A 25,308-nucleotide genomic window follows, 5' to 3' on the forward strand; every position below is an offset into this window, starting at 1 on the left:
TCTCCTTTGAAGGATAAGTACGCTCATTGGCCAATGCCAAGGCGCCAAGGTTCGCCCGCGCGGTTGGGCTTACTTCATGGACTGCGCGAATTGCCGAGAGGTTCTATTTTTTGTGTACGAATTAACACGACAAGGTTTCAGCTGATCGCCGCGTGTTCGCCCTCTTTTGGCGCAACAAACGTCCTATCGGCATGCACCGGCTTGGGGCGTGTCACCCGGTCTACCAGGTACACCAGGCTGTGGTAATCGAGGCCGCTGTGCTCACTCAGGCCGATCTCGCAGGTGCGGCTGGTGGAGATACCTTCGTTGCAGTGCTGCACTGCGTTCTTGAGTGAGCGCAGCGCGTGGGCGTTGAGCTCAGGTTGGGTGAAGCCTTTGTCGCCAGCGAAGCCACAGCAGTGAATGCCTTCCGGTATTACTACTTCGCGGCTGCAGCGGCGGGCGATGTCCAGCAATGCCTGGCTTTGGCCGAGGTTTTGGGTGCTGCAGGTGACGTGCACCGCAACGGGTGCTTGCTGGGGAGTGAAGTCCAGTTTGTCGAGCAGGTGGCTGTGGATAAATTTCACCGGGTCGTACAGGTCCAGGCGGGTGTCGGCGAGGTTGTCCACCAGCCGCAGCGTGCACGGGCTGGTGTCGCAGTACACTGGATCCAGCCCGCCGCGGCTGGCTTTCAACAGGGCGCGGATCATTGCTTGGCGCTTGGCTTCGCCTTGGTCCGGGTAGCCTTTGGATGAGAAGGGCTGGCCGCAGCACAGGGCGTCCAGGCCTTCGGGGAATACCACTTGGTAACCGGCTTTTTCCAGCAACTGGCGGGTTTTGTCGATAAGGGGCGTTTGCTCGGCATCGCTACTGGCCGGGCCCATCGCGCGGGAAACGCACGCCGCCAGGTACACCACACGGGGGCGAGCATCGGCGCTTGGTGCAGAGAATTGAACGGGCGCCTGGGCTTGCGGCAATGCGGCGGGCCAGTGGGGTACGGCTTGGTTCACTCGGCGTAAACCGGCGGCGTAGCGGGCCATGCGCGGTGCGCCCAGCAGCCGCTGCGCGCCATTGGCGAGGCGCAAGCCAACGCGGGCGCCTGCCATCAATGTGGCGAAGTGTTCGGCGGCCCAGCTGGCGGTGCGGCCATGCTCGGCGTTGACAGTGCGTAGCTTTTTAATCAGGTCGCCGGTGTTGATACCCACCGGGCAGCGTTCGGCGCATAGCCCGGTGGCGGCGCAGGTGTCGATGCCGTGGTATTGGAATTGCTGCTCCAGCGCTGTGGTGTTGTACCCATCGCGCCGGCGTGCCTGAATGTCCCGCCACATTACGATGCGTTGGCGTGGGCTGAGCGTAAGCCCGCGGGACGGGCACACCGGTTCGCAAAAGCCACATTCGATACATTTATCCACAAGCGCGTCGGCGGCGGGCATGGGCTTGAGGTGTTTGAGGTGGATGTGCGGGTCTTCGCTCAGCACCACATCCGGGTTGAGAATGCCGTGGGGGTCCAGCAGGCGCTTGAGTGTCCACATCAGCTGGTAGGCCTGGGTGCCCCATTCCAGTTCCACGAACGGCGCCATGTTGCGGCCGGTGCCGTGCTCGGCCTTGAGCGAGCCGCCGAATTCCACTGCCACCAGTTGGGCGACGTCTGCCATCAGGGCTTCGTAGCGGGCAATTTCCTCGGGGCTGTTGAAGCCTTGGGTGAACACGAAGTGCAGGTTGCCTTCCAGGGCGTGGCCGAACAGGATCGCTTCGTCGTAGCGGTGTTTTTCCAGCAGCGCCAGCAAGCGGTTCACGCCTTCGGCCAGGCGCTCCAGCGGGAAGGTCACGTCTTCGATGATTACCGTGGTGCCGGTTTCACGCACCGCGCCCACGGCTGGGAAGGTGCCTTTGCGAATGGCCCACAAGCGGGCGTTTTCCGTAGGGTCGGTGGTGAAGGCGATGCGCTGCTCTACCTCGAACGAGGCGAGGGTGGCGACTACCTGCGCGACCTGCGTTTGCAATGTTTCGGTAGAGCCGGCCGCGCTTTCGATCAGCAGGGCGCACGCGCCCGGGGATAAGTGCTGCACGAACGCTGGCATGCCGGGCTTGTGTTGCACCGAGCGCAGGCTGCGGCGGTCGAGCAATTCCACGGCGGCCACGGGTTGGCTGCGTAATGCGGTAACGGCGCGGCAGCATTCTTCCACGGAGGGGAACACCACCAGCGCGGTGGCCTTGTGGGGCAGGTCCACCACGGTGTTGTAGGTCACCGAGCTGATAAAGCCCAGGGTGCCTTCGGAGCCCACCAGCAAATGGCTGAGGATATCCAGAGGGTCGGTGTAATCCACAAGCGCGTTGAGGCTCAGGCCGGTGGTGTTCTTCAGCCGGTACTTATGACGGATACGTGCAGCGAGGGCTTCGTCCGCACGTACTTCCTGGCCCAATTGCTCCAGCGTGGCGAGCAGGTCCGCATGGCTTTCTCTGAACAGCGCAACGCTGTCCGGGTTTTCGGTATCCACGCAGGTGCCGTCTGCCAGCACCAGGCGCAGGCCGGCGAGGGTGTGGTAGGTGTTTTGCGCGGTGCCGCAGCACATGCCGCTGGCGTTGTTGGCGACGATGCCGCCGATCTTGCAGGCGTTAATGGACGCCGGGTCCGGCCCCAGCTTGCGGCCATAAGGTTTGAGCCAGGCATTGGCCTGGGCGCCGATCACGCCAGGTTGCAGGCGGATCTGCTCGCCCTGGTTGCGAATGTCGCGGCCGTTCCAGTGATCGCCCAGCACCAACAGCACGGAATCGCTGATGGCCTGCCCGGACAAGCTGGTGCCGGCCGCGCGGAAGGTCACTGCAACCTTGTCGGCCGCGGCGGCCTTGAGCAGGCTGATCACTTCCGCCTCGGCTTCCACCCGTATCACCAGCTTGGGCAGCAGCCGATAAAAGCTGGCGTCGGTGCCATAGGCCAGCGTTGCCATCGGGTCGTCGAACCGCCGCTCGGCGGGGATCAACGCCTGTGCATGGGCGAGGAAGCGGGCAGGCAGGGTCATGCGTCCTCCAGGATCAGCACCACAAGGTCCTTCGGCCCGTGGGCGCCGTAGGCCAGTACCTGTTCGATGTCCGCCGTTTTCGAGGGGCCGGAGACTAACAAGGCATTGGTGGGCATGCCGCCGGCCCAGTTGAAGCGCTGCATCACTTCATAAAAGTTGCTGTGGATCTCACTGGCCTTGAGCAACGCGAAGTGCACCGGCGGCACCAAGCTCATCAACCGGGGTTCGTCGGCGGTGGGCCAGAGGATCAGGCTGCCGGTCGCCGCGATGGCGCCCAGCGTGCCGGTGAGGCTGGCCGGTGTGTCATCGAACAGCTCGCTTTTCCATGCCTCGATCGGGCGGTCGTACGCTTTGGTTTGCGGTGCTTGCGTGTCGCCTTCCCACGCGCTGAGCAGTTGTTGGCCATAGGGCGTGCGCGGTGCGATCAGCAGGCTGTCCAGTTGGCGGTCGCGTAGTAGCTTCGCTACTAATGAAGGCCATTGCGCCGCAGTGCTGAGGTGGACTTCGGTGTGTACCGTTTCCATCAACTGCCGCAGCCGGCCGATGCGTTCTTCCGCTGGGTAGGACCAAGGCGCAGTGACCAGGGCCTCGTCGAAGTTATCCACAATCGGTGTGGTGCCTTGCAGGCTCGCCCGCAGCTTTCCAAGGATGTTTTCGCGGGCGCTCATGGCGTGGTTTTCCCTTTGGCGAGGTGCTCGGCGGCCAGTTCATGCAGCGACCGTGGCGCCGGCTGGGGCGCGCTGTGGTTCTGGGTCCATGGGCCGATGTTCGCGGGGGTGAGCTTGCGCAGCCGCGTGGCCATTTTCAGGAAGGCGCGGTACAGCGTGGGCGAACTGTTCAGCCGCGCCCAAGCATTCCAGGCGAGGCGTTCCTTGCGGGAGTATTTGCTGCCTTGGCCGCGCAGCAGCGGCGTGTCGCTGGGCGGCTTCACGTTTTCCTCGCGCAGCCGTCGCAGCAGGGCTGGGATGGGGATTTTCACCGGGCACACTTCGCCGCAGGCGCCGCACAGCGAGGAGGCGCTGGGGTGGTCCGGCACCGCCGCCAGGCCGACCATGTGCGGGGTGATAATCTTGCCGATGGGGCCGGGGTATACCTGGCCATACGTGTGGCCACCCACCCGCGTGTACACCGGGCAATGGTTCATGCAGGCGCCGCAGCGGATGCAGTTCAGCGTCTGGCGCAATTCACTGTCGGCAAAGGCCTGGCTGCGGCCGTTGTCCAGCAACACCAGGTGCACCTCGCGCGGGCCATCGAGCTCGTGGGCCTTGCGTGGGCTGGAGATCATGTTCACGTAGGTGGTGATGGGAATGCCCAGCGCCGAGCGCGTGAGCAGCGACAGTAACGGCACCACGTCGCGCAGGTTTTCCACCACCTTTTCGATACCGGTCACGGCAATGTGCACAGGCGGCACGCTGGTGACCATGCGGCCGTTGCCTTCGTTTTCCACCAGCAGCAAGGTGCCGGTTTCGGCGACCGCGAAGTTCACGCCGGAGACGCCGATGTCCGCCTCGAAGAACTTCTGCCGCAACACGCGGCGGCCGATCTGGATCAGCTCATCCACGTCCCGGGTGTATTCCACCCCCAGCTTGTTTTCGAACAGCGACGCCACCTGCCCGGCATTCTTGTGGATAGCCGGCATGATGATGTGGGAAGGCTTTTCGTGGTCCAGCTGCACGATGAACTCGCCCATGTCGGCTTCCAGGCATTCGATGCCTTTGGCGGCCAGCACGTCGTTCATTTCCATTTCTTCGCTGACCATGGACTTGCCCTTGATCACCTGCCGCGCTTCATGCTTCGCCACAATCCCCAGCACAATCTCGTTGGCTTGCTCGGTGGTCTCGGCCCAGTGCACCTGAATGCCTTGGCGGGTAAGGTTGCGCTCCAAGGTTTCCAGCAGGTTGGGCAATTTGGAAAGCGCCCGCGCGCGAATCGCGTTGCCTAGTACGCGCAGTTCCTCGCGTTCATCGGCATCGGCAAACGCCAGGGCCCGTTTGGTCATCAACGAATCCATGGCGGTGCGGAAGTTGCCGCGCAATTGGCTGTCGCCTAATGCGGTGTGGGCGCGCTCGCGGAAGGTTGTAGGAATTTCCAAAGCGGGAATGCGGGTTTGGCTGTTCATTGGCCACCTCCGGTGCGCTGCCACAGAAAGCTCGCCAGGTGCTGGCCCCGTAGCGGTTGGCGCTGTTTTTCCAAAGCGCCGTTGATGTTCATCAGGCAGCCGCAATCGGCAGTGATCACTTCATCCGCGCCAGAGTCGATGAGGTTGCGAGTTTTATCTTCCACCATGGCGCCGGAGATGTCCGGCATGCGCACGCTGAATGTGCCGCCGAAGCCGCAGCATTCACTTTCATGGCTGTGGTCCACACGCTCCACCTGGCCCAGTTGGGCAAGGAGGGCGCGGCCGTGCACATGGGTGTTCATTTCCCGCCGCGCCGAGCAGGACGTATGCAGCGCCACCTTGATCGGCGAGCCTTGATCGCGAAGCTCCACCTGGCACACATGCAGCAGAAACTCCGCCAGCTCATAGGTGCGCGCGGCGAGGGCTTGCGCCTGGGCAAGCCGGGCCGGGTCGTCCCGGAACAACGCCGGATAATGCTCGCGGAACATCCCGGCGCACGAGCCCGACGGCACCACCACGGGCCACGGCTGTTTGAACAGTTCCAACTGGGCAGCGGCGACCGTGCGGGCCTGGTCGGTGTAGCCGCTGGTATAGGCGGGCTGGCCGCAGCAGCTCTGGCCCTGTGGATAATCCACGGCAATGCCTTCACGCTCCAGCAGGCGGATCGCGTCCAGCCCGGCATGCGGGAAGAACACGTCCACCACGCAAGTGCCGAACAGGTACACCCGCGCCGGCTTGCTCGCCGGGTACTCACGCGGCGCTGGAATAGGCGCGGCAAGGCGGGTGGCGTTCGGGGCCGCGTTGTAAAAAAGCTCGCTCATCAGGCAGGTTCTCCACAATGGCCCGGCTTCTTTATTGCCATGGTCGGGCTCGGTCGCCACGCCGGGGTGTCCGGCGTGCCATTTCAGTAAAGCTTCAATGCACCAGAATGCCGGTAAAACAGTACGCCTGGGCCAACGTAATCAGCCCTACCAGCGCCGCGAAGAACAGGCTGTGCTTGAGGGTGAAGCGGAACAGGTCGGATTCTTTCCCCACCAGGCCGGTGGCGGCGCAGGCCACGGCGATGGACTGCGGCGAAATCATCTTCCCGGTGACCCCGCCGCTGGTATTGGCGGCTACCAGCAAGGTGTCGTTCACGCCGATCTGGTGCGCGGTGGTGGCTTGCAGTGAGCTGAACAGCGCGTTGGACGAGGTATCCGAGCCCGTGAGGAATACCCCAAGCCAACCCAGGAAGGGCGAGAAGAACGGGAAGGCCGCCCCGGTACCTGCAAGCACCAGCGCCAGGGTGGAGGACATGCCCGAGTAGTTGGTGACGAAGGCGAAGGCCAGCACCATGCCGATGGACAGGATCGGCCAGCGCAGCTCCTTCACCGTGGTGAGAAAAGTGGTAATACCAATAGACGGCCGTATGCGAAGCACCAGCATGCTCACCAAGGCGGAAAGGAAAATCGCAGTGCCCGTGGCCGAGATGGGATCAAGCTTGAACACCGCAGGCATCACCGTAGGTGCCGCCACGATGGGCGCCGCTTTCATCACCAATTGGTCCAGGTGTGGGATTGGGGTGCTCCATACCCAGCTGTAGAGCGAGCCGCCAGCGGCAAACAGGGCCTTGAAGGGCTTGAGCGTCCACACCGTAACCAGCAGGGTGAGGATCAGAAACGGTGACCAGGCTTTGAGGATAGCGCCCATTGAGTGGGGGCAAGCCTGGCGCGCGGGTGCGGTAACCACTGCGGCGCCGACACTTGCTCCTGCCAACTGCGCGGTGCTTGGCGCTGGTGACCATACCTTGAGGAACAGTGCGAGAGACACCAGGCTGACCAACGCAGAGGTGATGTCTGGCAGCTCCGGCCCAATGAAGTTGGAGGTGAGGTATTGCGTGACCGCAAAGCTGAGGCCCGCCACCAGTGCTGCCGGCCAGGTTTCGCGTACGCCGCGCCAGCCGTCCATGATGAACACCAGCCAGAAGGGCACGAACACCGACAGCAACGGCAATTGCCGGCCCGCCATGGCGCCGATCTTGAACGCATCGATGCCAGTCACCTGGCCGGCTACGATGATCGGAATGCCCAGCGCGCCGAACGCCACGGGTGCGGTGTTGGCAATCAAACACAACCCGGCGGCATACAAGGGATTGAAGCCCAGCCCTACCAGCAGCGCGGCGGTGATGGCCACCGGGGCGCCGAAACCTGCCGCGCCTTCCAGGAAGGCACCGAAGCAGAAGCCGATCAGCAGCACTTGCAGCCGCTGGTCTTCAGTCAGCGACAACACCGAGGCACGGATCACTTCGAACTGGCCGCTCTGCACGGTCAGCTTGTACAGGAACACCGCGGCCACAATGATCCAAGCGATAGGCCACAGCCCATAGAGGAAGCCATAACCGGCGGCGGCCAGCGCCATGTCGGCGGGCATGCGAAACGCGAAGATCGCTACCAGCAGCGACAGCAGCAGCGTAAGGCTACCGGCCACGTGGCCTTTAAGCCGAAGCCAGGCCAGGGCCACGAAGAAAAACGCGATGGGGATAAGTGCGAAGGTGGCAGACAGCCCAAGGCTGCCCAGCGGGCTGTAGAGTTGTTCCCAGGTTTGCATGGCGGCCTCTAGTTGTTATTGGCAGGCGGTCGCTTGGGTAAATTGGTAATACCAATTTACAGGTTGTGGTGGGTAGGTTAGGGTGCCCGTGGTTGGCCTGTCAATTTCCCTTGGTCGAGACTTTGGTCGTAGCGCCTCGTAAGCAGGTCTAAGGCGCGATCGTTCGCAGGCAGGTAAAATCGCGGTATCAGCCCTTACGGCTGAGGCATGGGAGGCGGTAGATGGGGTTTGATCAGGTTCGGCAGCGGCGCTTGTCCGACGATATTGTCGAGCGGCTTGAGGGGATGATTCTCGAGGGCACGCTCAAAGCTGGTGAGCGCTTGCCGGCGGAGCGGGTACTGGCCGAGCAGTTCGGCGTGTCTCGGCCGTCCCTGCGCGAAGCCATCCAGAAGCTTGCAGCCAAAGGCATTCTGGTCAGCCGCCAGGGTGGCGGTAATTATGTGGTAGACAGCCTGGGCACGACCTTTAGCGACCCTTTACTGGAATTGCTCGAACACAGCGCCAGCGCCCAGCACGACCTGCTGGAATTTCGCCACACGCTGGAAGCCTCCTGTGCGTATTACGCCGCGTTGCGGGCGACCGACGTGGACCGCGAACGGCTGACGGCCGCATTCGATACGCTGCAGGATTGCTACGCCCGCGCCGATGAAGCCAGCCAGGTAGAGGAGGGCGCCGCCGATGCGCGCTTCCATCTGGCGATCGCCGAGGCCAGCCATAACGCCGTGTTGCTGCACACCATTCGTGGCCTGTTCGACCTGCTCAAGCGCAACGTGGTCACCAACATTGGCGGCATGTACAAGCAGCGGTCAGAAACCCGAGCCATGTTGATCAGCCAACACCGGGAGCTGTATCAGGCGATCATGGAGGGCCAGGCCGAGAAAGCCCGGGAAGTGTCGAGCCGGCATATTCTGTATGTGCAGGAAGTGCTGGAAGAGGTGCAGCAGCAGGCGCAGCGGCTGGCCAGGGCGGAGCGGCGCAAGGGGTTGTAGGGGAGTGCCTGACTCGCGAAGCTTTTGCCCCCACAGATTGAACTGCCTGCGCCACCCCCTGTGGGAGCAAGCGCAGCCGCAGGCGGAGCTCGCGAAAAGAGCGAGAAACCCTTCGCGAGCTCCGCCCGCTTCCTACAGTTTAGGGAGCGGCGTTACTCTTCGCCCTTGCCCTTGCTGCGTACGGCGCGCTGCATTTCGCGGTTGGAATCGCGCTCGCGCTCGGTGTCGCGCTTGTCGTATTCCTTCTTGCCTTTGCCCAGCGCAATTTCGCACTTGATCAGGTGCTTGCTCCAGTACAGCGCGGTACACACGGCGGTGTAGCCCTTTTGCTGTACCGAGGCATGCAGGCGCTCGAGCTCTTTCTTGTTCAACAAGAGCTTGCGGGTGCGGATAGGGTCGGCGATCACATGGGTACTTGCGGCGGTCAGCGGCGTGAAGTGCGAGCCGAAGAGCCAGGCCTCGCCGTCCTTGAGCAGCACGTAGCTGTCGACCAGCTGCGCCTTGCCGGCACGCAGGCTTTTTACTTCCCAACCGGCGAGCACCAGCCCCGCCTCCATGCGTTGCTCGATGAAATAGTCGTGGCGCGCTTTTTTGTTCAGCGCGATCGTCCCTGTGGGATGCTTCTTTTGCTTAGCCATAGGGCGCGCATTATAGGGATAACTTCAAGCGGCGGCTACGGTTTCGAAGTGTTTCACCAGTGCTTCACGGGTTGAGCCACCGAGGTATATCCCGGACAATGCGCGCTCTTTTTTGTTCATGGGCGAGTAAACGGATGTCGAGTGAAAAGGTGTCCGTCCATGGAAGCTGGGCCAGCCGCTGGGTATTCATCCTCGCTGCTACCGGTTCCGCGGTCGGGCTGGGCAGTATCTGGAAGTTTCCTTACATGGTTGGCGAGTATGGCGGCGGCGCCTTCGTGCTCGTGTTCCTCGCCTGTATCGCCCTGATCGGCGTGCCGGTCATGCTGGCCGAAACCCTCATCGGCCGGCGGGCGCGGCAAAGCCCGGCCAACGCGCTGGCCATGCTTGCCCGCGAAGCCGGCCAGCCAGGCGCATGGTCCTGGGCCGCCTTCGCCGGCATGCTCACGGCGCTGCTGATCCTGTCGTTCTACAGCGTGGTGGGCGGCTGGTCCTTCGATTACATCGTGGACATGGCCAAGGGCGACTTCGAAGGCGTTACGCCAGATCAGGTGGGCGCCTATTTCGGCAACGTGATCGCCGATCCCCTGCGGCTGATCTTCTGGCACAGCGTGTTCATGTTCACCTCGGCGGTGGTCATCGCCAAGGGTGTGGTCGGCGGGCTGGAGCGCAGCCTTCGGATCATGATGCCGTTGCTGTTCGTACTGCTGTTGATCCTGCTGGGCTACAGCATGACCACCGGGCACTTCATGGAAGGCGTGCATTTCATGTTCGACTTCGACGCCAGCAAGGTGCTCGATGGCCTGCTCCCCGCCATGGGCCATGCGTTCTTTTCGCTGAGCGTGGGCGTGGGGTCGATCATGATTTACGGTGCCTACATGCCGCGCAGCGCGTCCATCGGCGGCACTATCGTGTCGGTGGCTTTGCTGGATACCTTTGTGTCCCTGCTGGCCGGTGTGGCGCTGTTCCCGATCGTGTTCGCCGCGGGCCTGAACCCGGGCGAAGGGCCTGGCCTGATGTTCGTGACCCTGCCTTATGCCTTCGGCAGTGTGCCCTTCGGCCAACTGATGGGTGTAGTGTTCTTTATTCTGGTGGGCGTGGCCGCCTGGAGCTCCGCGATTTCGCTGCTCGAGCCCATGGTGGCGTATATGGTGGAGCGCTATAAAATATCCCGGGCCTGGGTCGCCACCTGGCTGGCCCTGGCCTGCTGGCTGTTCGGGCTGGGTACGGTGTTCTCGTTCAACCTGTGGAAGCAGGCCAAATTTTTCGTGAACGATGCTGCCGGCTTCCGCCTCTATCAATGGGGGGCCGACACCGGGCTGGATTTCTTCGGAGTAATCGATTTCTTCACTTCGCGGATCATGCTTCCGCTGGGTGGCCTGAGTTTTGTGGTGTTTGCCGGCTGGGTAATGGGTCGCGCCGCGGTACGGGATGAGCTGGCCATGCGTAACCCGCTAATGTTCCAGCTGACCTTCTTTTTGATGCGCTATGTGGCGCCGTGCGGCATTCTCATCGTATTCGCCGCTCAGTTTTGGAAAATGACGCGTTCATGACCACACATATTCAACGCTCTGCCTTGCTTCCGTATCCGGCCAAGGCGCTCTACGACCTTGTGAATGACGTGGCGCGCTATCCGGAGTTTCTGCCCTGGTGTTCGTCTACTCGCGTGATCGAAAGCAGTGACGACTTCATGCGCGCCAGCCTGGAGGTCGCCAAGGGCGGGCTGAGCCAGCGGTTGGTCACGCGCAATGCGCTGATACCCGGCGAGCGCATCGAAATGAACCTCGAGGAAGGGCCCTTCACCCAGTTGCACGGAATCTGGGTGTTCAAGCCGTTGGGCGAGAAGGCCTGCAAGATCAGCCTCGACCTCTCCTTCGATTACGACGGCCCGATTGTGCGCGCCACCCTGGGCCCGCTGTTCAATCAGGCGGCGAATACCCTGGTAGATGCCTTCTGCCAGCGAGCGAAGCAGCTGAACGGCTGACCCGGGTTCGAGTGCCCGGCTGCTGATTGGCGCTGGGCATAAAACCCAAGGCGAAAAAAAGCCCGGCGAACCGGGCTTTTTTGCATCCGCGAATTACTGCGGGGAGGTTTCGATCGGCGCGGGGCTTGGCACCGGCACCGGCTTGGCCTGGTCCACGTCGCGCTGGATCTGCTCCAGCAGCGAGCCTGGCTTGGCTGGCGCTTCTGGTTGCTGCGGCTGCACAGGCGCGTTTTCCTCGGCCGGAGCGGCGTTGTTGTCCTTGCCCAGGATCGAGTCGTCGCGGCTCACGCCAGGCATGAAATCGCCCGAAAGGCTGGCGAGCTGGTCCGCTTCGTTGAAGAACACGCTTACGCGTTCCTGCTGCCGACGGGCACCGCCTTGCTGCATGCTATAGAGGTAATCCCAGCGGTTTGGGTGGAAAGTATCCACCAGCATCGGGTTGCCCATGATAAACCGCACTTGCCGGCGGGTCATTCCAGGCCTCAACTGGTCTATCATGTCCTGCGTGACGACATTGCCCTGCTGGATGTCGATCTTATAAACCCCGGGGAATGAACAACCGGCGAGTGCGAGCAGGCTCACGAAGGTGAGGCTGGTAAGCAAGTGCTTGGTGTTTTGCATCGGTGGGCGACTTCCACTATCTTGGCTGGGTCAACAAAGCCCCGATCATACCCGCAATGAATGAAGCTGCGAAGCAGCATCGGCGAGAAAGCTGACCATGGTTGAAAACAACGAATTACGAAAAGCAGGCCTCAAGGTGACCCTTCCACGGGTCAAGATCCTGCAAATGCTTGACTCGGCCGAGCAGCGCCATATGAGCGCGGAGGACGTGTACAAGGCCCTCATGGAAGCGGGAGAGGATGTTGGGCTGGCGACGGTTTACCGCGTATTGACCCAATTCGAAGCTGCCGGGCTCGTGGTTCGCCATAACTTCGATGGTGGTCATGCGGTATTCGAACTGGCCGACGGTGGCCACCACGACCATATGGTGGACGTGGATTCAGGTGAAGTGATCGAGTTTTTCGACAGCGAAATCGAAAAACGACAGAAGGAAATCGTTGCCGAACATGGCTTCGAGCTGGTCGATCACAACCTGGTGCTGTACGTCCGCAAGGGCAAATAATCCAGGCCTGTATGAAAAACCCGCCGTGAAAGGCGGGTTTTTTGTGTCTGCGGGTGAGCAGCCGTTGCGGTCAGCCCTTGGCGCTGACCACCATCTTGCGCGCGTGGGCGAGGGATTCCTTGGTGAGGTCCACGCCGCCGAGCATCCGCGCCACTTCTTCGATGCGCTCAGCCTTGGCCAGGCTTCGTACGGCGGTGCGGGTTTCGTCACTGCCGCGCAGCTTGTGCACGAACAGGTGGTGATGGCCCTGAGCAGCTACCTGAGGCAAGTGGGTCACGGTCAGTACCTGCCCGCGGTCCCCGAGCCGGCGCAGCAGTTGGCCAACGATTTCCGCGGTGGGGCCGCCGATGCCCACGTCCACTTCGTCGAACACCAGCGTAGGGGTGCGGGACGTTTGCGCGGTGATTACCTGAATGGCCAGGCTGATACGCGACAGCTCGCCGCCCGACGCCACTTTTGCCAGTGACTTGATTGGCTGGCCCGGGTTGGCGCTGACCATCAGCTCGATGCTTTCCTGGCCGTTGGGGTGCAGGTCATTACCGCCGTGGGGCTTGAGCTCGATGCGGAACGTGCCGCCGGGCATGCCCAGGCGATGGATTTCTTCCTCGACCGACGCCGCCAGGCGCTTCGCTGCCTCGCCACGCAAAGCGGTGAGCTCGGTGGCTTTTTCCTGGTAGTGCCGGGCAAAGGCTGCCAGCTCGCCCTCAAGGCGCTCGATGGATTCATCGCTGGCTGCCAGGCTTTCCACTTCGTCGAAGATTTTCTGCTGGAGTGCGGCTACCTCGGTCGGCTGCACCCGGTGTTTGCGCGCCAGGGTATAGATAGTGTCCAGGCGCTCTTCAATCAGTTGCAGGCGAGCCGGGTCTGCTTCGAAGTTATCCACGAACCGGTTGAGTTCGCCCACCGCTTCCTCGACCTGGATCTGCGCGCTTGCCAGCAGGTTCGCTGCTTCCTGCAGGGCCCGTGGCGGGTTGGCAATGGCGGTGAGCCGGTTGAGGCAGGCACCCAGCGCGTCGAGGATGTTGCCCGAGTCGCTTTCGCTGCATTGCTCCACCACCTGGCGGCTGGTAGCGAACAGGCCCTCGGCGTTGGCGAGGTTTTTCTGCGCTTCTTCCAACTCCTCGAGTTCGTTCTCGCCCAGCGCCAGGTTTTCCAGCTCTTCGAGCTGATAGCTGAGCAACTGATGGCGGGCGCGCTGCTCATCGCTGGTGCTGGAAAGCCGGTGGATTTCCTGCCGGGTTTGCCGCCAGCGTTGCGCCGCCAGGTTCACTTGACGGGCAAGGTCGGTGGCGCCGGCGAATTCGTCCAGCAGGCGACGGTGCGTATCGGGCTTGAGCAGCGACTGGTGCTCATGCTGGCCGTGGATGTCGATCAGCAGCTCGCCCAGGGCTTTCAAATCCCCAAGCGGGCTGGGCGCGCCATTGATGTAGCCGCGCGAACGGCCTTCGCTGGTGATTACCCGGCGCAGGATGCAATGCGCGTCGGTTTCCAGGTCCCGCTCCGCCAGCCAGGCCTTGGCATCGGGGATTTCGCTCACGTCGAAGGTGGCCAGGATATCGGCCTTGTCGGCGCCCGGGCGCACTACGCCACTGTCGGCCCGATCGCCCAAGGTAAGGCCCAGCGCATCGAGCATGATGGACTTGCCCGCACCCGTTTCACCGGTGATCACGCTCATGCCGCGTTCCAGTTCAAGGTCCAGGTGTTCGACGATGGCGTAGTTGTGAACGGACAGGTGCACCAGCATGGTCACGATCCCCGATGTGAGAAATGTCTGGTTATTTATACAGTGTTTTTGGTGGTGCTGACAATCCCGGCCATCGCTCGCCCATGGAGCCGTTCAGCGGGCGAAAGTGAATTGGCTGCGCGCGGGGCCCTTGAAGCTTGTGATCGCGGCCCCATATAGCGGGCAACCTGTGCGAGGCAACACTCGCCGACGTATCCAAAGGAGAATTCCATGGCTGAAGAAAAGACTCTGGACGAACAGAACCCGGACACCACCCCGGCGCCAGAAGCCACCGGCGAAGACCTCGCCGCTCAAGTGCAGGCGCTCGAAGAGCAGCTGGCCGCAGCCAAGGACCAATCCCTGCGTGTGGCCGCGGACGTGCAGAACATCCGTCGCCGCGCCGAGCAGGATGTGGAAAAGGCTCACAAGTTCGCGCTGGAAAAATTCGCAGGCGACCTGCTGCCGATCATCGACAGCCTCGAGCGCGGCCTGGAAATGTCCAACGCCGAAGACGAAGCCCTTCGCCCGATGCGCGAAGGCATGCAGCTGACCCTGAAAATGTTCGCCGACACGCTCAAGCGTTACGGGGCCGAAGCGGTTGATCCGCATGGCGAACCGTTCAACGCCGAGCACCACCAGGCGATGGCCATGCAGGAAAGCGCCGACGTGGAGCCCAACACCGTGCTCAAGGTGTTCCAGAAGGGTTACCAGCTCAACGGCCGCCTGCTGCGCCCGGCGATGGTTGTGGTCAGCAAGCCCGTCGCCGCGGCATCGCCGTCCATCGACGAGAAGGCTTGAAATCCGCAAAGCGGCCCCCATTTAGTCGTCAAGCGTTCGAGTGCTACCGCGTGCAGCCACCACTGACGCGGCAACCTAATTCAAAGTTTCGGGAGAGTTTCATACATGGGCAAGATTATCGGTATTGACCTGGGGACTACCAACTCCTGTGTCTCCGTGCTGGAAAACGGCAAAGCCAAGGTGATCGAGAACGCCGAAGGCGCGCGTACCACCCCTTCGATCATTGCATACGCCAACGATGGCGAGATCCTCGTAGGCCAGTCCGCCAAGCGTCAGGCGGTCACCAACCCGCACAACACCCTGTACGCGGTAAAGCGCCTGATCGGCCGCAAGTTCGAAGAAGACGTTGTACAGAAAGACATCAAGATGGTCCCGTACAAGATCGCCAAGGCCGACAACGGTGACGCCTGGGTGGAAGTGAACGGCCAGAAGATGGCACCGCCACAAATTTCGGCCGAAGTGCTGAAGAAGATGAAGAAAACCGCCGAAGACTACCTCGGCGAAGCAGTGACCGAAGCGGTCATCACCGTTCCTGCTTACTTCAACGACAGCCAGCGCCAGGCGACCAAAGACGCCGGCCGCATCGCTGGCCTGGACGTCAAGCGCATCATCAACGAGCCTACCGCGGCTGCGTTGGCGTATGGCATGGACAAGGCCAAGGGCGACCACACCGTCATCGTGTATGACCTGGGTGGCGGTACCTTCGACGTGTCCGTGATCGAAATCGCTGAAGTTGACGGCGAGCACCAGTTCGAAGTGTTGGCCACCAACGGCGACACCTTCCTGGGTGGTGAAGACTTCGACATCCGCCTGATCGACTACCTGGTAGACGAATTCAAGAAAGAAAGCGGCATGAACCTCAAGGGTGACCCGCTGGCGATGCAGCGCCTGAAAGAAGCCGCTGAAAAAGCCAAGATCGAGCTGTCGTCCTCGCAGTCGACCGACGTCAACCTGCCGTACATCACCGCCGACGCCACCGGGCCGAAGCACCTGAACGTGAAGATTTCGCGCGCCAAGCTCGAAGCCCTGGTCGAAGACCTGGTGCAGCGCACCATCGAGCCTTGCCGTATCGCACTGAAGGACGCTGGCATCGACGTCGGTTCGATCAACGACGTGATCCTCGTTGGCGGCCAGACCCGCATGCCGCTGGTTCAGAAAACCGTCAGCGACTTCTTCGGCAAGGAAGCACGCAAGGACGTGAACCCGGACGAAGCCGTGGCCATGGGTGCTGCCATCCAGGGTGCGGTACTGGCCGGTGACGTGAAAGACGTACTGCTGCTGGACGTCAGCCCGCTCACCCTCGGTATCGAAACCATGGGCGGCGTGATGACCCCGCTGATCGAGAAAAACACCACTATCCCGACCAAAAAGTCGCAGGTGTTCTCGACCGCCGACGACAACCAGGGCGCAGTGACCATTCACGTGCTGCAGGGTGAGCGCAAGCAGGCCTCGCAGAACAAGTCCCTGGGCAAGTTCGACCTGAGCGACATCCCGCCAGCACCGCGTGGCGTGCCTCAGATCGAAGTGACCTTCGACATCGACGCCAACGGCATCCTGCACGTGGGCGCGAAAGACAAGGCCACCGGCAAGCAGCAGTCCATCGTGATCAAGGCCAACTCCGGCCTGTCCGAGGAAGAGATCCAGCAAATGGTGCGTGACGCCGAGGCCAACGCCGAGGAAGACCGCAAGTTCGAAGAGCTGGCCGCTGCGCGCAACCAGGGTGATGCACTGGTGCACTCCACTCGCAAGATGGTGAGCGAAGCCGGTGACAAGGTGACCGCCGAGGAAAAAGCCGCGATCGAAACGGCCGTTACCGCGCTGGAAACCGCTGTGAAAGGCGACGACAAGGCTGCGATCGAGTCGCGTATCGAAGAGCTGTCGAAAGTCACCGCTCCGGTTGCCCAGAAGATGTACGCCGACGCCGGTCAGGAAGCACCTGCCCAGCCCGCCGGTGAAGAACCGAAGAAGCACGACGACGTGGTCGATGCCGAGTTCGAAGAAGTGAAAGACAACAAGTAAGCAATTGCTTGTGATCGGCCGGTTCCCTGCTTAAGCGCGGTGACTGGTAGCATGTCGCCGCGCGGGGGCCTTGGTCCCCGCGTTGGCGTGTCTGGGATACAGGAATTTCAAGCACTCGCCGCGGCGGGTGCTCCGGCTGGCTGCAGTGGCCCGTGACCGCAATCGCGGCACGGGGGCAGGCCAGAGCGCATGCTGCCGGGCCATTGGCCTTGGCGCTTGCGTACGTTTGCCGGCTCGGTTCGGCGGGCATTGGCGAAAATTATTCAGGGTGTGAAAAAACCATATGGCTAAGCGTGACTATTACGAGGTACTGGGGGTAGAGCGGGGCGCGAGCGAAGCCGACCTGAAGAAGGCCTATCGCCGTCTGGCGATGAAGCATCACCCCGACCGCAACCCGGGTGACAAGGCGTCGGAAGAAAGCTTCAAGGAAGCCAACGAGGCCTATGAGGTGCTCTCGGATGCCAGCAAGCGCGCCGCCTACGACCAGTATGGTCATGCCGGTGTAGATCCGCAGATGGGCGGCGGTGGCCCGGGCTTCGGCGGCGCCAACTTCTCCGACATCTTCGGCGACGTGTTCAGCGACTTCTTCGGCGGCGGTGGCGGGCGTGGCGGCGGCCGTGGGGGCGCCCAGCGTGGCAGCGACCTGCGCTACACGCTCGAGCTGGACCTCGAAGAAGCTGTACGCGGCACTACCGTCAGCATCCGCGTGCCCACGCTGGTCAACTGCAAGGTGTGCGACGGTAGCGGCGCCAAGAAAGGCTCTTCCCCCATCAGCTGCCCTACCTGTGCCGGTATCGGCCAGGTGCGCATGCAGCAGGGCTTCTTCTCGGTGCAGCAAACCTGCCCGCGCTGCCATGGCCAGGGCAAGATCATCTCCGACCCGTGCGAAGGCTGCCATGGCGAAGGCCGCGTCGAAGAATTCAAGACCCTTTCGGTCAAGGTGCCGCCAGGGGTCGATACCGGCGACCGTATTCGTCTGTCGGGTGAGGGCGAGGCGGGCGCTCAGGGCGGCCCCACCGGCGACCTCTATGTGGTCATCAATGTGCGCGAGCACTCGATCTTCCAGCGCGACGGCAAAAACCTCTATTGCGAAGTGCCGATCAGCTTCACCGATGCTGCCCTCGGTGGCGAGCTGGAAGTGCCCACGCTCGATGGCCGCGTGAAGCTCAAGATCCCGGAAGGCACTCAAACCGGCAAGCAGTTCCGCCTGCGCGGCAAGGGTGTAGCACCGGTGCGCGGCGGTTCGCCCGGCGACCTGCTGTGCCGCGTTGCGGTCGAAACCCCGGTCAACCTCGACCGCCGTCAGCGTGAGCTGCTGGAAGAGTTCCGGGCTTCCCTGGAAGGCAATACCACGAACTCGCCCAAGGCCAGTGGCTGGTTCGAGGGCATGAAGCGCTTCTTTGGCGACCTCTGAAGCGAACGTATAAAAGGATTCACTGATGCGACGTATAGCTGTGATGGGCGCCGCCGGGCGCATGGGCAAAACCCTGGTCGAAGCGGTCCAGCAAACCCCGGGTTCTGGCCTGACCGCCGCCATCGACCGGCCTGACAGCACCCTGGTGGGCGCGGATGCCGGTGAGCTGGCCGCGCTCGGCCGTATTGGCGTGCCAGTCTCCGGCGACCTGGCCAAGGTGGCGGAGGAGTTCGATGTGCTCATCGACTTCACCCACCCATCGGTCACGCTGAAAAACCTGGCCTTCTGCCGCAAGGCGGGCAAGGCCATGGTTATCGGCACCACCGGCTTCAGCCCGGAAGAAAAGGAACGCCTGGCGGATGCCGCCAAAGACATCCCTATCGTGTTCGCGGCCAACTTCAGCGTAGGCGTGAACCTGTGCTTGAAGCTGCTCGATACCGCTGCCCGGGTGCTCGGCGATGAAGTGGACATTGAGATCATCGAAGCCCACCATCGTCACAAGGTCGATGCCCCCTCGGGTACCGCCTTGCGCATGGGAGAAGTGGTAGCCAATGCGTTGGGTCGCGACCTTCAGGAAGTGGCCGTGTACGGCCGTGAAGGCCAGACCGGTGCCCGTGACCGCCAGACCATCGGCTTCGCCACCGTGCGCGCTGGCGACGTGGTGGGTGACCATACGGTGCTGTTCGCCGCCGAAGGCGAGCGCGTCGAGATCACCCACAAGGCTTCCAGCCGCATGACCTTCGCCAAAGGCGCCGTGCGCGCAGCCATGTGGCTGGATGGTCGAGCCGCGGGGCTGTACGACATGCAGGATGTGCTCGACCTGCGATAAGCCGTTTGAGCCGTAGGGCCAAACGGGAACCTGGCATTTCTGCCAGTTTCGATCAGCCTCCCGGCGCGTTCTAATGAACGCATGAACGCGCCGGGAGCTCTTGATGCCTTCTTACAATCCTCTGAACACGCTGTTGGCCGTCGATATGGCGGGATCTGCGCTGCGGCGCGCTCGAACGCTGCAGGGGTATACGCCCTTCGGTTATGCACCAGGCCGGCGGGGCGAAACGGCGTTTGCCGGGCAACTACGCGAATCGGGCCTGTATCTGCTGGGCAATGGCTATCGTGCCTACCTGCCAGCACTGGGCCGGTTTACGTTGCCGGATGGGGTAAGCCCTTTCGGGCGGGGTGGATTGAACGCTTATGTCTACTGCGGAGGCGATCCGGTAAACCGGCTGGACAGCAAAGGTGCAAGTTGGGCCATGCTGGGCAAGGTTTGGTCGAAATCGGTACCAGTCAAACAGGTGCATAGCGCGCTGGAGCTGACTTATGCTGGCGGTGGCCAAGGCAGGGTGCTTCGGTTCGCCACTTCTGAGGTGGCAGACGCAACGCAAATGTACACCGCACTGGGTGCGCAGCTTTCAAACTCCGAAGGCTCGCTTGGTGTGATGATACATAATGCCGAGCAGGTCAAAGCGAGCACCAAGGTGTACCAGGCCATTCCATCGTCGTCTTTGCGTGACCCGTCGTTGTTCGAAAGGGCCATTGAGCGGCATTTGGAACCCATGTGGGGCGGCTATATGCCCATCAAGCCTGTGACCATGGATGATTGGCCAACCTTGCCGGGTTCGTTGGACGTTGAAAATCCCGCAGTCCGGCGTACCGTATTGAGCTATCTGTATTATCAGGAGCTGGCGGATCCCAGGATTGTGCAGGCTCGCGGCAGGGTCGAGCCTTGGAGCATTGCGAGATTCTAGAGCTTTCCAAAATTAAAGCGTGCAATGGGTGGACCAAAATGTCGCTTTTCTGTAAGCTACAGCTTTAGTGTGTCCACTAAAAGCGCGCAGATAATTCGATGAAGAAGCGGGGTGACGTGTCAATACGTCTCTCCGCTTTTTTACAACCTGCGATCGCCCTTTCAGGCTTGATTTATCGGAGGTCTTCTTGACTAAGCCAGCCATACTCGCCCTTGCCGACGGCAGCATCTTTCGCGGTGAAGCGATTGGAGCCGACGGCCAGACTGTCGGAGAGGTGGTGTTCAACACCGCAATGACCGGCTATCAGGAAATCCTCACAGACCCTTCCTATGCCCAGCAGATCGTCACCCTGACCTACCCGCACATCGGCAACACCGGCACCACCGCGCTGGACGCCGAGGCCGATCGCGTATGGTCGGCAGGCCTGGTCATCCGGGACCTTCCACTGGTCGCCAGCAACTGGCGTAACACCCAGTCCCTGTCGGACTACCTCAAGGCCAACAACGTTGTGGCCATCGCCGGTATCGACACCCGCCGCCTGACCCGCCTGCTGCGCGAAAAAGGCGCGCAGAACGGCTGCATCCTGGCCGGTGACGACATTTCCGAAGAAGCCGCCATCGCCGCCGCCCGTGCGTTCCCGGGCCTGAAGGGCATGGACCTGGCCAAGGAAGTGAGCACCAAGGAGTCCTACCAGTGGCGCGAGGGTGTATGGGCCTTGGCTACCGACACCCATGCGGTGATGAAGGACGAAGAGCTGCCTTACCACGTGGTCGCCTACGACTACGGGGTAAAGCTGAACATCCTGCGCATGCTGGTTGCGCGCGGCTGCCGCCTGACGGTAGTGCCGGCGCAAATGCCTGCCAGTGAAGTGCTCGCCCTCAAGCCTGACGGCGTGTTCCTGTCCAACGGCCCTGGCGATCCCGAGCCGTGCGACTACGCCATCGAGGCGATTCAGGAAATCCTGAAAACCGATACCCCGGTGTTCGGCATCTGCCTGGGTCACCAGCTGCTGGCCCTGGCCGCGGGCGCCCGCACCGTGAAGATGGACACCGGCCACCACGGCGCCAACCACCCTGTGCAGGATCTGGACAGCGGTGTGGTGATGATCACCAGCCAGAACCACGGGTTCGCGGTAGACGAAAGCACACTGCCGGGCAACGTGCGTGCCATTCACAAGTCGCTGTTCGACGGCACCCTGCAGGGGATCGAGCTTACCGACAAGGACGCGTTCAGCTTCCAGGGGCACCCGGAAGCCAGCCCGGGCCCGACCGACGTGGCCCCGCTGTTCGATCGCTTCATCGATTCGATGGCCAAGCGCCGCTAACTGCCAATAGCCCTGGGCCCGCTCCGTTACCCTTCCGGGGTTACGCGGGCAGGCCTGGCGCCGCCCCTGATTGTTCTCGGCCGCCCGCCGCAACCGGGCCCGCCGACCGATACGCGGAATTGAGTGACAACCATGCCAAAACGTACAGACATCAAAAGCATCCTGATTCTTGGCGCCGGCCCGATCGTCATCGGCCAGGCGTGCGAGTTCGACTACTCCGGCGCTCAGGCCTGCAAGGCGCTGCGTGAGGAAGGTTACCGGGTGATCCTGGTCAACTCGAACCCCGCCACCATCATGACCGACCCGGCCATGGCCGACGCGACCTACATCGAGCCGATCAAGTGGCAGACCGTTGCCAAGATCATCGAAGCCGAGCGCCCGGATGCCTTGCTGCCGACCATGGGTGGTCAGACCGCGCTCAACTGCGCCCTGGACCTGGAGCGCGAAGGCGTTCTGGAGAAGTTCGGCGTGGAAATGATCGGCGCCAATGCCGACACCATCGACAAGGCTGAAGACCGCTCGCGCTTCGACAAGGCCATGAAGGCCATCGGCCTGGCCTGCCCGCGCTCGGGCATCGCCCACAGCATGGAAGAAGCCAACGCGGTCCTCGAAACCCTGGGCTTCCCGTGCATCATCCGGCCCTCGTTCACCATGGGCGGCACCGGTGGCGGCATCGCGTACAACCGCGAAGAGTTCGAAGAAATCTGCGCCCGCGGCCTGGACCTCTCGCCGACCAAGGAACTGCTGATCGACGAATCGCTGATCGGTTGGAAAGAGTATGAAATGGAAGTTGTCCGCGACAAGAAGGACAACTGCATCATCGTCTGCTCCATCGAGAACTTCGACCCGATGGGCGTGCACACCGGCGACTCGATCACCGTCGCACCGGCGCAGACGCTGACCGACAAGGAATACCAGATCATGCGCAACGCCTCGCTGGCGGTGCTGCGTGAAATCGGCGTGGAAACCGGCGGCTCGAACGTGCAGTTCGGCATCTGCCCGGACACCGGCCGCATGGTCGTGATCGAAATGAACCCACGGGTATCGCGCTCCTCGGCGCTGGCCTCCAAGGCCACCGGCTTCCCGATCGCCAAGGTCGCGGCCAAGCTGGCAGTGGGCTACACCCTCGACGAATTGCAGAACGACATCACCGGCGGCAAAACCCCGGCCTCGTTCGAACCGTCCATCGACTACGTGGTCACCAAGCTTCCGCGCTTCGCCTTCGAGAAATTCCCCAAGGCAGACGCTCGCCTCACCACCCAGATGAAGTCGGTGGGTGAAGTGATGGCTATCGGCCGGACCTTCCAGGAATCGCTGCAGAAGGCCCTGCGTGGTCTGGAAGTAGGCGTGTGCGGCCTGGACCCGAAAGTGGAGCCGAGCAACCCGGAATACCACAGCATCCTCAAGCGCGAGCTGACCGTGCCTGGCGCCGAGCGCATCTGGTACGTGGCCGATGCCTTCCGCGCGGGCATGACCTGTGACGAAATCTTCGCCCTGACCAGCATCGACCACTGGTTCCTGGTTCAGATCGAAGACCTGATCAAGGAAGAAGAAAAGGTCAAAACCCTGGGCCTGGCCGATATCGACAAAGCCCTGATGTTCCGCCTCAAGCGCAAAGGCTTCTCCGACCAGCGCCTGGCCAAGCTGCTGGGTGTGACGGACAAGAACCTGCGTCGCCATCGCCACAAGCTGGAGATCTTCCCGGTCTACAAGCGCGTGGACACCTGCGCCGCCGAGTTCGCGACCGATACCGCCTACCTCTATTCCACCTACGAGGAAGAGTGCGAGGCCAACCCGTCCAACCGCGACAAGATCATGATCCTGGGTGGCGGGCCAAACCGTATCGGCCAGGGCATTGAGTTCGACTATTGCTGCGTGCATGCGGCCCTGGCCCTGCGTGACGATGGTTATGAAACCATCATGGTCAACTGCAACCCGGAAACCGTTTCCACCGACTACGACACTTCGGACCGCCTGTACTTCGAGCCGCTTACCCTCGAAGACGTGCTGGAAGTGGTACGGGTCGAGAAGCCCAAGGGCGTGATCGTGCAGTACGGCGGCCAGACCCCGCTGAAACTGGCGCGTGCGCTTGAAGAAGCCGGCGTACCGATCATCGGTACCAGCCCGGACGCCATCGACCGCGCCGAAGACCGTGAGCGCTTCCAGCAGATGGTGCAGCGCCTGAACCTGCTGCAGCCGCCGAACGCCACCGTTCGCAGCGAGGAAGAAGCCATTCGCGCCGCTGGCACCATCGGCTACCCGCTGGTAGTTCGCCCGTCCTATGTACTGGGCGGCCGCGCGATGGAAATCGTCTACGAGCTCGACGAGCTCAAGCGCTACCTGCGTGAAGCCGTGCAGGTATCCAACGACAGCCCGGTGCTGCTGGACCACTTCCTCAACTGCGCCATCGAGATGGACGTGGATGCGGTGTGCGACGGTACCGACGTGGTCATCGGCGCCATCATGCAGCACATCGAGCAGGCCGGTGTTCACTCCGGTGACTCCGCATGCTCGCTGCCACCGTACTCGCTGCCTGCTCATGTGCAGGACGAAGTACGCGAGCAGGTCAAGAAGATGGCCCTGGAGCTGGGTGTTGTCGGCCTGATGAACGTGCAATTGGCACTGCAAGGCGACAAGATCTACGTGATCGAGGTCAACCCGCGCGCCTCGCGCACCGTGCCGTTCGTGTCCAAGTGCATCGGCACCTCCCTGGCCATGATCGCAGCACGTGTGATGGCCGGTAAAACCCTGAAAGAGCTGGGCTTCACCAAGGAAATCATCCCGAACTTCTACAGTGTGAAGGAGGCGGTATTCCCCTTCGCCAAGTTCCCTGGCGTGGACCCGATCCTGGGCCCAGAGATGAAATCCACCGGTGAAGTGATGGGTGTGGGCGACACCTTCGGTGAAGCCTTCGCCAAGGCCCAGATGGGTGCCAGCGAAGTGCTGCCTACCGGCGGTACCGCCTTCATCAGCGTGCGTGACGACGACAAACCCTTCGTGGCTGGCGTAGCCTCGCAGCTGATCGAACTGGGCTTCAACATCGTAGCCACCTCCGGCACCGCCAAGGTGATCGAAGAGGCAGGCCTGAAGGTGCGCCGTGTGAACAAGGTCACCGAAGGGCGCCCGCACGTGGTCGACATGATCAAGAACGACGAAGTGACCTTGATCATCAACACCACCGAAGGCCGCCAGTCGATCGCCGACTCGTACTCCATCCGCCGCAACGCCCTGCAGCACAAGATTTACTGCACCACGACCATTGCCGCGGGCGAAGCCATCTGTGAGGCACTGAAATTCGGCCCCGAGAAAACGGTGCGCCGCTTGCAGGATCTACACGCAGGACTCAACGCATGAATAAATACCCGATGACTGTCCAGGGCCACCGCGCCCTGGAAGAGGAACATGCTCACCTCTCCAAGGTTGTGCGCCCCAAGCTGAGCCATGACATTGGCGTGGCGCGGGAGCTGGGCGACCTGAAGGAGAATGCCGAGTACCATGCTGCCCGCGAGCAGCAGGGCATGGTCGAGGCGCGCATTCGTGACATCGAAGGCCGCCTGCAGAATGCCGTGGTGATTGACGTCAGCACCATCGAGCCGACCGGCAAGGTGATCTTCGGTACCACCGTAGAAATCGCCAATACCGAAACCGACGATCGCTTGAAGTATCAGATCGTTGGTGAGGATGAAGCCGATATCAAGGCCGGCAAGATCTCGGTCAGTTCGCCTATCGCTCGTTCCCTGATCGGGAAGGAAGAAGGCGACATCGTGGTAGTGAAAACCCCGAGCGGCATTGTGGAGTACGAAATCATCGAGGTGTTGCACCTCTGATTATTCGCGAGCTACGCCGGCTG

Annotated in this window: 19 protein-coding genes and 1 pseudogene; 12 read left to right on the forward strand and 8 right to left on the reverse strand. The window is 62.1% G+C overall.

Going from position 1 to position 25,308, the window contains the following annotated elements; all coding sequences use genetic code 11:
* Positions 1-137: 137 nt before the first annotated feature.
* The 5 genes from G7016_RS21280 to G7016_RS21300 form a co-directional block, all read right to left on the reverse strand.
* A complete protein-coding gene (locus G7016_RS21280; protein WP_181117706.1) occupies positions 138-2,999 on the reverse strand; it encodes an FAD-binding and (Fe-S)-binding domain-containing protein in 2,862 nt (953 codons plus the stop codon).
* The gene (locus tag G7016_RS21285) at positions 2,996-3,667 is read right to left on the reverse strand and encodes a LutC/YkgG family protein (protein ID WP_181117707.1); all 672 of its coding nucleotides are present in this window, start codon (positions 3,665-3,667) and stop codon (positions 2,996-2,998) included. Before G7016_RS21285 ends, G7016_RS21280 begins: the two co-directional genes overlap by 4 nt.
* Positions 3,664-5,118 carry a LutB/LldF family L-lactate oxidation iron-sulfur protein gene (locus G7016_RS21290; protein WP_181117708.1) on the reverse strand — a complete coding sequence of 485 codons (1,455 nt, stop codon included), beginning with the start codon at positions 5,116-5,118 and terminating at the stop codon, positions 3,664-3,666. The genes G7016_RS21285 and G7016_RS21290 overlap by 4 nt, the downstream gene beginning before the upstream one ends.
* Positions 5,115-5,939 (reverse strand): (Fe-S)-binding protein, encoded by an 825-nt coding sequence (locus tag G7016_RS21295; RefSeq protein ID WP_181117709.1) that lies wholly within the window; start codon positions 5,937-5,939, stop codon positions 5,115-5,117. The genes G7016_RS21290 and G7016_RS21295 overlap by 4 nt, the downstream gene beginning before the upstream one ends.
* Positions 5,940-6,033: 94 nt before the next feature.
* Entirely contained in the window at positions 6,034-7,704 is a 1,671-nt protein-coding gene (locus G7016_RS21300; protein ID WP_181117710.1) for a lactate permease LctP family transporter, read from the reverse strand.
* Positions 7,705-7,925: 221 nt separating this feature from the next.
* On the opposite strand from G7016_RS21300, the gene G7016_RS21305 reads away from it, so the two are divergent.
* Entirely contained in the window at positions 7,926-8,693 is a 768-nt protein-coding gene (locus G7016_RS21305) for an FCD domain-containing protein (protein ID WP_181117711.1), read from the forward strand.
* A 152-nt stretch (positions 8,694-8,845) separates the two neighbouring features.
* On the opposite strand, the gene smpB is transcribed toward G7016_RS21305, so the two are convergent.
* Positions 8,846-9,331 (reverse strand): SsrA-binding protein SmpB, encoded by a 486-nt coding sequence (gene smpB / locus G7016_RS21310; RefSeq protein WP_181117712.1) that lies wholly within the window; start codon positions 9,329-9,331, stop codon positions 8,846-8,848.
* A 134-nt stretch (positions 9,332-9,465) separates the two neighbouring features.
* Here smpB and G7016_RS21315 point away from each other — a divergent pair, with 134 nt between their 5' ends.
* Complete coding sequence (locus G7016_RS21315) at positions 9,466-10,881, forward strand: sodium-dependent transporter (RefSeq protein WP_181117713.1); 1,416 nt, start codon at positions 9,466-9,468, stop codon at positions 10,879-10,881.
* Positions 10,878-11,312: a type II toxin-antitoxin system RatA family toxin gene (locus G7016_RS21320; RefSeq protein WP_181117714.1), complete on the forward strand. Its 435-nt coding sequence runs from the start codon at positions 10,878-10,880 to the stop codon at positions 11,310-11,312. The genes G7016_RS21315 and G7016_RS21320 overlap by 4 nt, the downstream gene beginning before the upstream one ends.
* 93 nt (positions 11,313-11,405) lie before the next feature.
* On the opposite strand, the gene G7016_RS21325 is transcribed toward G7016_RS21320, so the two are convergent.
* A complete protein-coding gene (locus tag G7016_RS21325; protein ID WP_181117715.1) occupies positions 11,406-11,933 on the reverse strand; it encodes an outer membrane protein assembly factor BamE in 528 nt (175 codons plus the stop codon).
* A gap of 97 nt (positions 11,934-12,030) precedes the next feature.
* On the opposite strand from G7016_RS21325, the gene fur reads away from it, so the two are divergent.
* Positions 12,031-12,435 carry a ferric iron uptake transcriptional regulator gene (gene fur, locus G7016_RS21330; protein ID WP_181117716.1) on the forward strand — a complete coding sequence of 135 codons (405 nt, stop codon included), beginning with the start codon at positions 12,031-12,033 and terminating at the stop codon, positions 12,433-12,435.
* Between the two features lie 70 nt (positions 12,436-12,505).
* Here the strand turns inward: fur and recN are convergent, their stop codons facing one another.
* Complete coding sequence (gene recN / locus G7016_RS21335) at positions 12,506-14,179, reverse strand: DNA repair protein RecN (protein ID WP_181117717.1); 1,674 nt, start codon at positions 14,177-14,179, stop codon at positions 12,506-12,508.
* Between the two features lie 195 nt (positions 14,180-14,374).
* Between recN and grpE the strand changes: the two are divergent.
* The 8 genes and pseudogenes from grpE to greA all read left to right on the forward strand — a co-directional run.
* Positions 14,375-14,956, forward strand: a pseudogene (grpE, locus tag G7016_RS21340) (nucleotide exchange factor GrpE); the annotation flags it as partial.
* Positions 14,957-15,061: 105 nt separating this feature from the next.
* A complete protein-coding gene (dnaK, locus tag G7016_RS21345) occupies positions 15,062-16,975 on the forward strand; it encodes a molecular chaperone DnaK (RefSeq protein ID WP_181117719.1) in 1,914 nt (637 codons plus the stop codon).
* A gap of 283 nt (positions 16,976-17,258) precedes the next feature.
* The gene (dnaJ, locus tag G7016_RS21350) at positions 17,259-18,389 is read left to right on the forward strand and encodes a molecular chaperone DnaJ (RefSeq protein ID WP_181117720.1); all 1,131 of its coding nucleotides are present in this window, start codon (positions 17,259-17,261) and stop codon (positions 18,387-18,389) included.
* 25 nt (positions 18,390-18,414) lie between these two features.
* A complete protein-coding gene (dapB, locus tag G7016_RS21355) occupies positions 18,415-19,218 on the forward strand; it encodes a 4-hydroxy-tetrahydrodipicolinate reductase (protein WP_181117721.1) in 804 nt (267 codons plus the stop codon).
* Positions 19,219-19,321: 103 nt separating this feature from the next.
* Positions 19,322-20,134, forward strand: coding sequence for an RHS repeat-associated core domain-containing protein (locus G7016_RS21360; RefSeq protein ID WP_181117722.1), 813 nt, complete (start codon positions 19,322-19,324; stop codon positions 20,132-20,134).
* A gap of 187 nt (positions 20,135-20,321) precedes the next feature.
* The gene (gene carA / locus G7016_RS21365; RefSeq protein WP_181117723.1) at positions 20,322-21,458 is read left to right on the forward strand and encodes a glutamine-hydrolyzing carbamoyl-phosphate synthase small subunit; all 1,137 of its coding nucleotides are present in this window, start codon (positions 20,322-20,324) and stop codon (positions 21,456-21,458) included.
* 132 nt (positions 21,459-21,590) lie between these two features.
* A complete protein-coding gene (gene carB / locus G7016_RS21370; protein ID WP_181117724.1) occupies positions 21,591-24,812 on the forward strand; it encodes a carbamoyl-phosphate synthase large subunit in 3,222 nt (1,073 codons plus the stop codon).
* Positions 24,809-25,285: a transcription elongation factor GreA gene (greA, locus tag G7016_RS21375; protein WP_181117725.1), complete on the forward strand. Its 477-nt coding sequence runs from the start codon at positions 24,809-24,811 to the stop codon at positions 25,283-25,285. Before carB ends, greA begins: the two co-directional genes overlap by 4 nt.
* The last annotated feature ends 23 nt before the right edge of the window (positions 25,286-25,308 follow it).

The sequence above is a fragment of the Pseudomonas japonica genome, from assembly GCF_013522925.1.
GTDB classification, from domain to species: domain Bacteria; phylum Pseudomonadota; class Gammaproteobacteria; order Pseudomonadales; family Pseudomonadaceae; genus Aquipseudomonas; species Aquipseudomonas japonica_A.

Excerpts from the sequence above, each read along its gene's own strand:
- G7016_RS21320 (WP_181117714.1), top strand. The coding sequence starts at position 10,878 with ATGACCACACATATTCAACGCTCTGCCTTGCTTCCGTATCCGGCCAAG.
- G7016_RS21280 (WP_181117706.1), bottom strand. The coding sequence starts at position 2,999 with ATGACCCTGCCTGCCCGCTTCCTCGCCCATGCACAGGCGTTGATCCCC.
- dapB (WP_181117721.1), top strand. The coding sequence starts at position 18,415 with ATGCGACGTATAGCTGTGATGGGCGCCGCCGGGCGCATGGGCAAAACC.
- carB (WP_181117724.1), top strand. The coding sequence starts at position 21,591 with ATGCCAAAACGTACAGACATCAAAAGCATCCTGATTCTTGGCGCCGGC.
- G7016_RS21295 (WP_181117709.1), bottom strand. The coding sequence starts at position 5,939 with ATGAGCGAGCTTTTTTACAACGCGGCCCCGAACGCCACCCGCCTTGCC.
- G7016_RS21285 (WP_181117707.1), bottom strand. The coding sequence starts at position 3,667 with ATGAGCGCCCGCGAAAACATCCTTGGAAAGCTGCGGGCGAGCCTGCAA.
- smpB (WP_181117712.1), bottom strand. The coding sequence starts at position 9,331 with ATGGCTAAGCAAAAGAAGCATCCCACAGGGACGATCGCGCTGAACAAA.
- G7016_RS21300 (WP_181117710.1), bottom strand. The coding sequence starts at position 7,704 with ATGCAAACCTGGGAACAACTCTACAGCCCGCTGGGCAGCCTTGGGCTG.
- G7016_RS21360 (WP_181117722.1), top strand. The coding sequence starts at position 19,322 with ATGCCTTCTTACAATCCTCTGAACACGCTGTTGGCCGTCGATATGGCG.
- recN (WP_181117717.1), bottom strand. The coding sequence starts at position 14,179 with ATGCTGGTGCACCTGTCCGTTCACAACTACGCCATCGTCGAACACCTG.
- dnaJ (WP_181117720.1), top strand. The coding sequence starts at position 17,259 with ATGGCTAAGCGTGACTATTACGAGGTACTGGGGGTAGAGCGGGGCGCG.
- G7016_RS21315 (WP_181117713.1), top strand. The coding sequence starts at position 9,466 with ATGTCGAGTGAAAAGGTGTCCGTCCATGGAAGCTGGGCCAGCCGCTGG.
- dnaK (WP_181117719.1), top strand. The coding sequence starts at position 15,062 with ATGGGCAAGATTATCGGTATTGACCTGGGGACTACCAACTCCTGTGTC.
- fur (WP_181117716.1), top strand. The coding sequence starts at position 12,031 with ATGGTTGAAAACAACGAATTACGAAAAGCAGGCCTCAAGGTGACCCTT.
- G7016_RS21290 (WP_181117708.1), bottom strand. The coding sequence starts at position 5,118 with ATGAACAGCCAAACCCGCATTCCCGCTTTGGAAATTCCTACAACCTTC.
- G7016_RS21325 (WP_181117715.1), bottom strand. The coding sequence starts at position 11,933 with ATGCAAAACACCAAGCACTTGCTTACCAGCCTCACCTTCGTGAGCCTG.
- greA (WP_181117725.1), top strand. The coding sequence starts at position 24,809 with ATGAATAAATACCCGATGACTGTCCAGGGCCACCGCGCCCTGGAAGAG.
- G7016_RS21305 (WP_181117711.1), top strand. The coding sequence starts at position 7,926 with ATGGGGTTTGATCAGGTTCGGCAGCGGCGCTTGTCCGACGATATTGTC.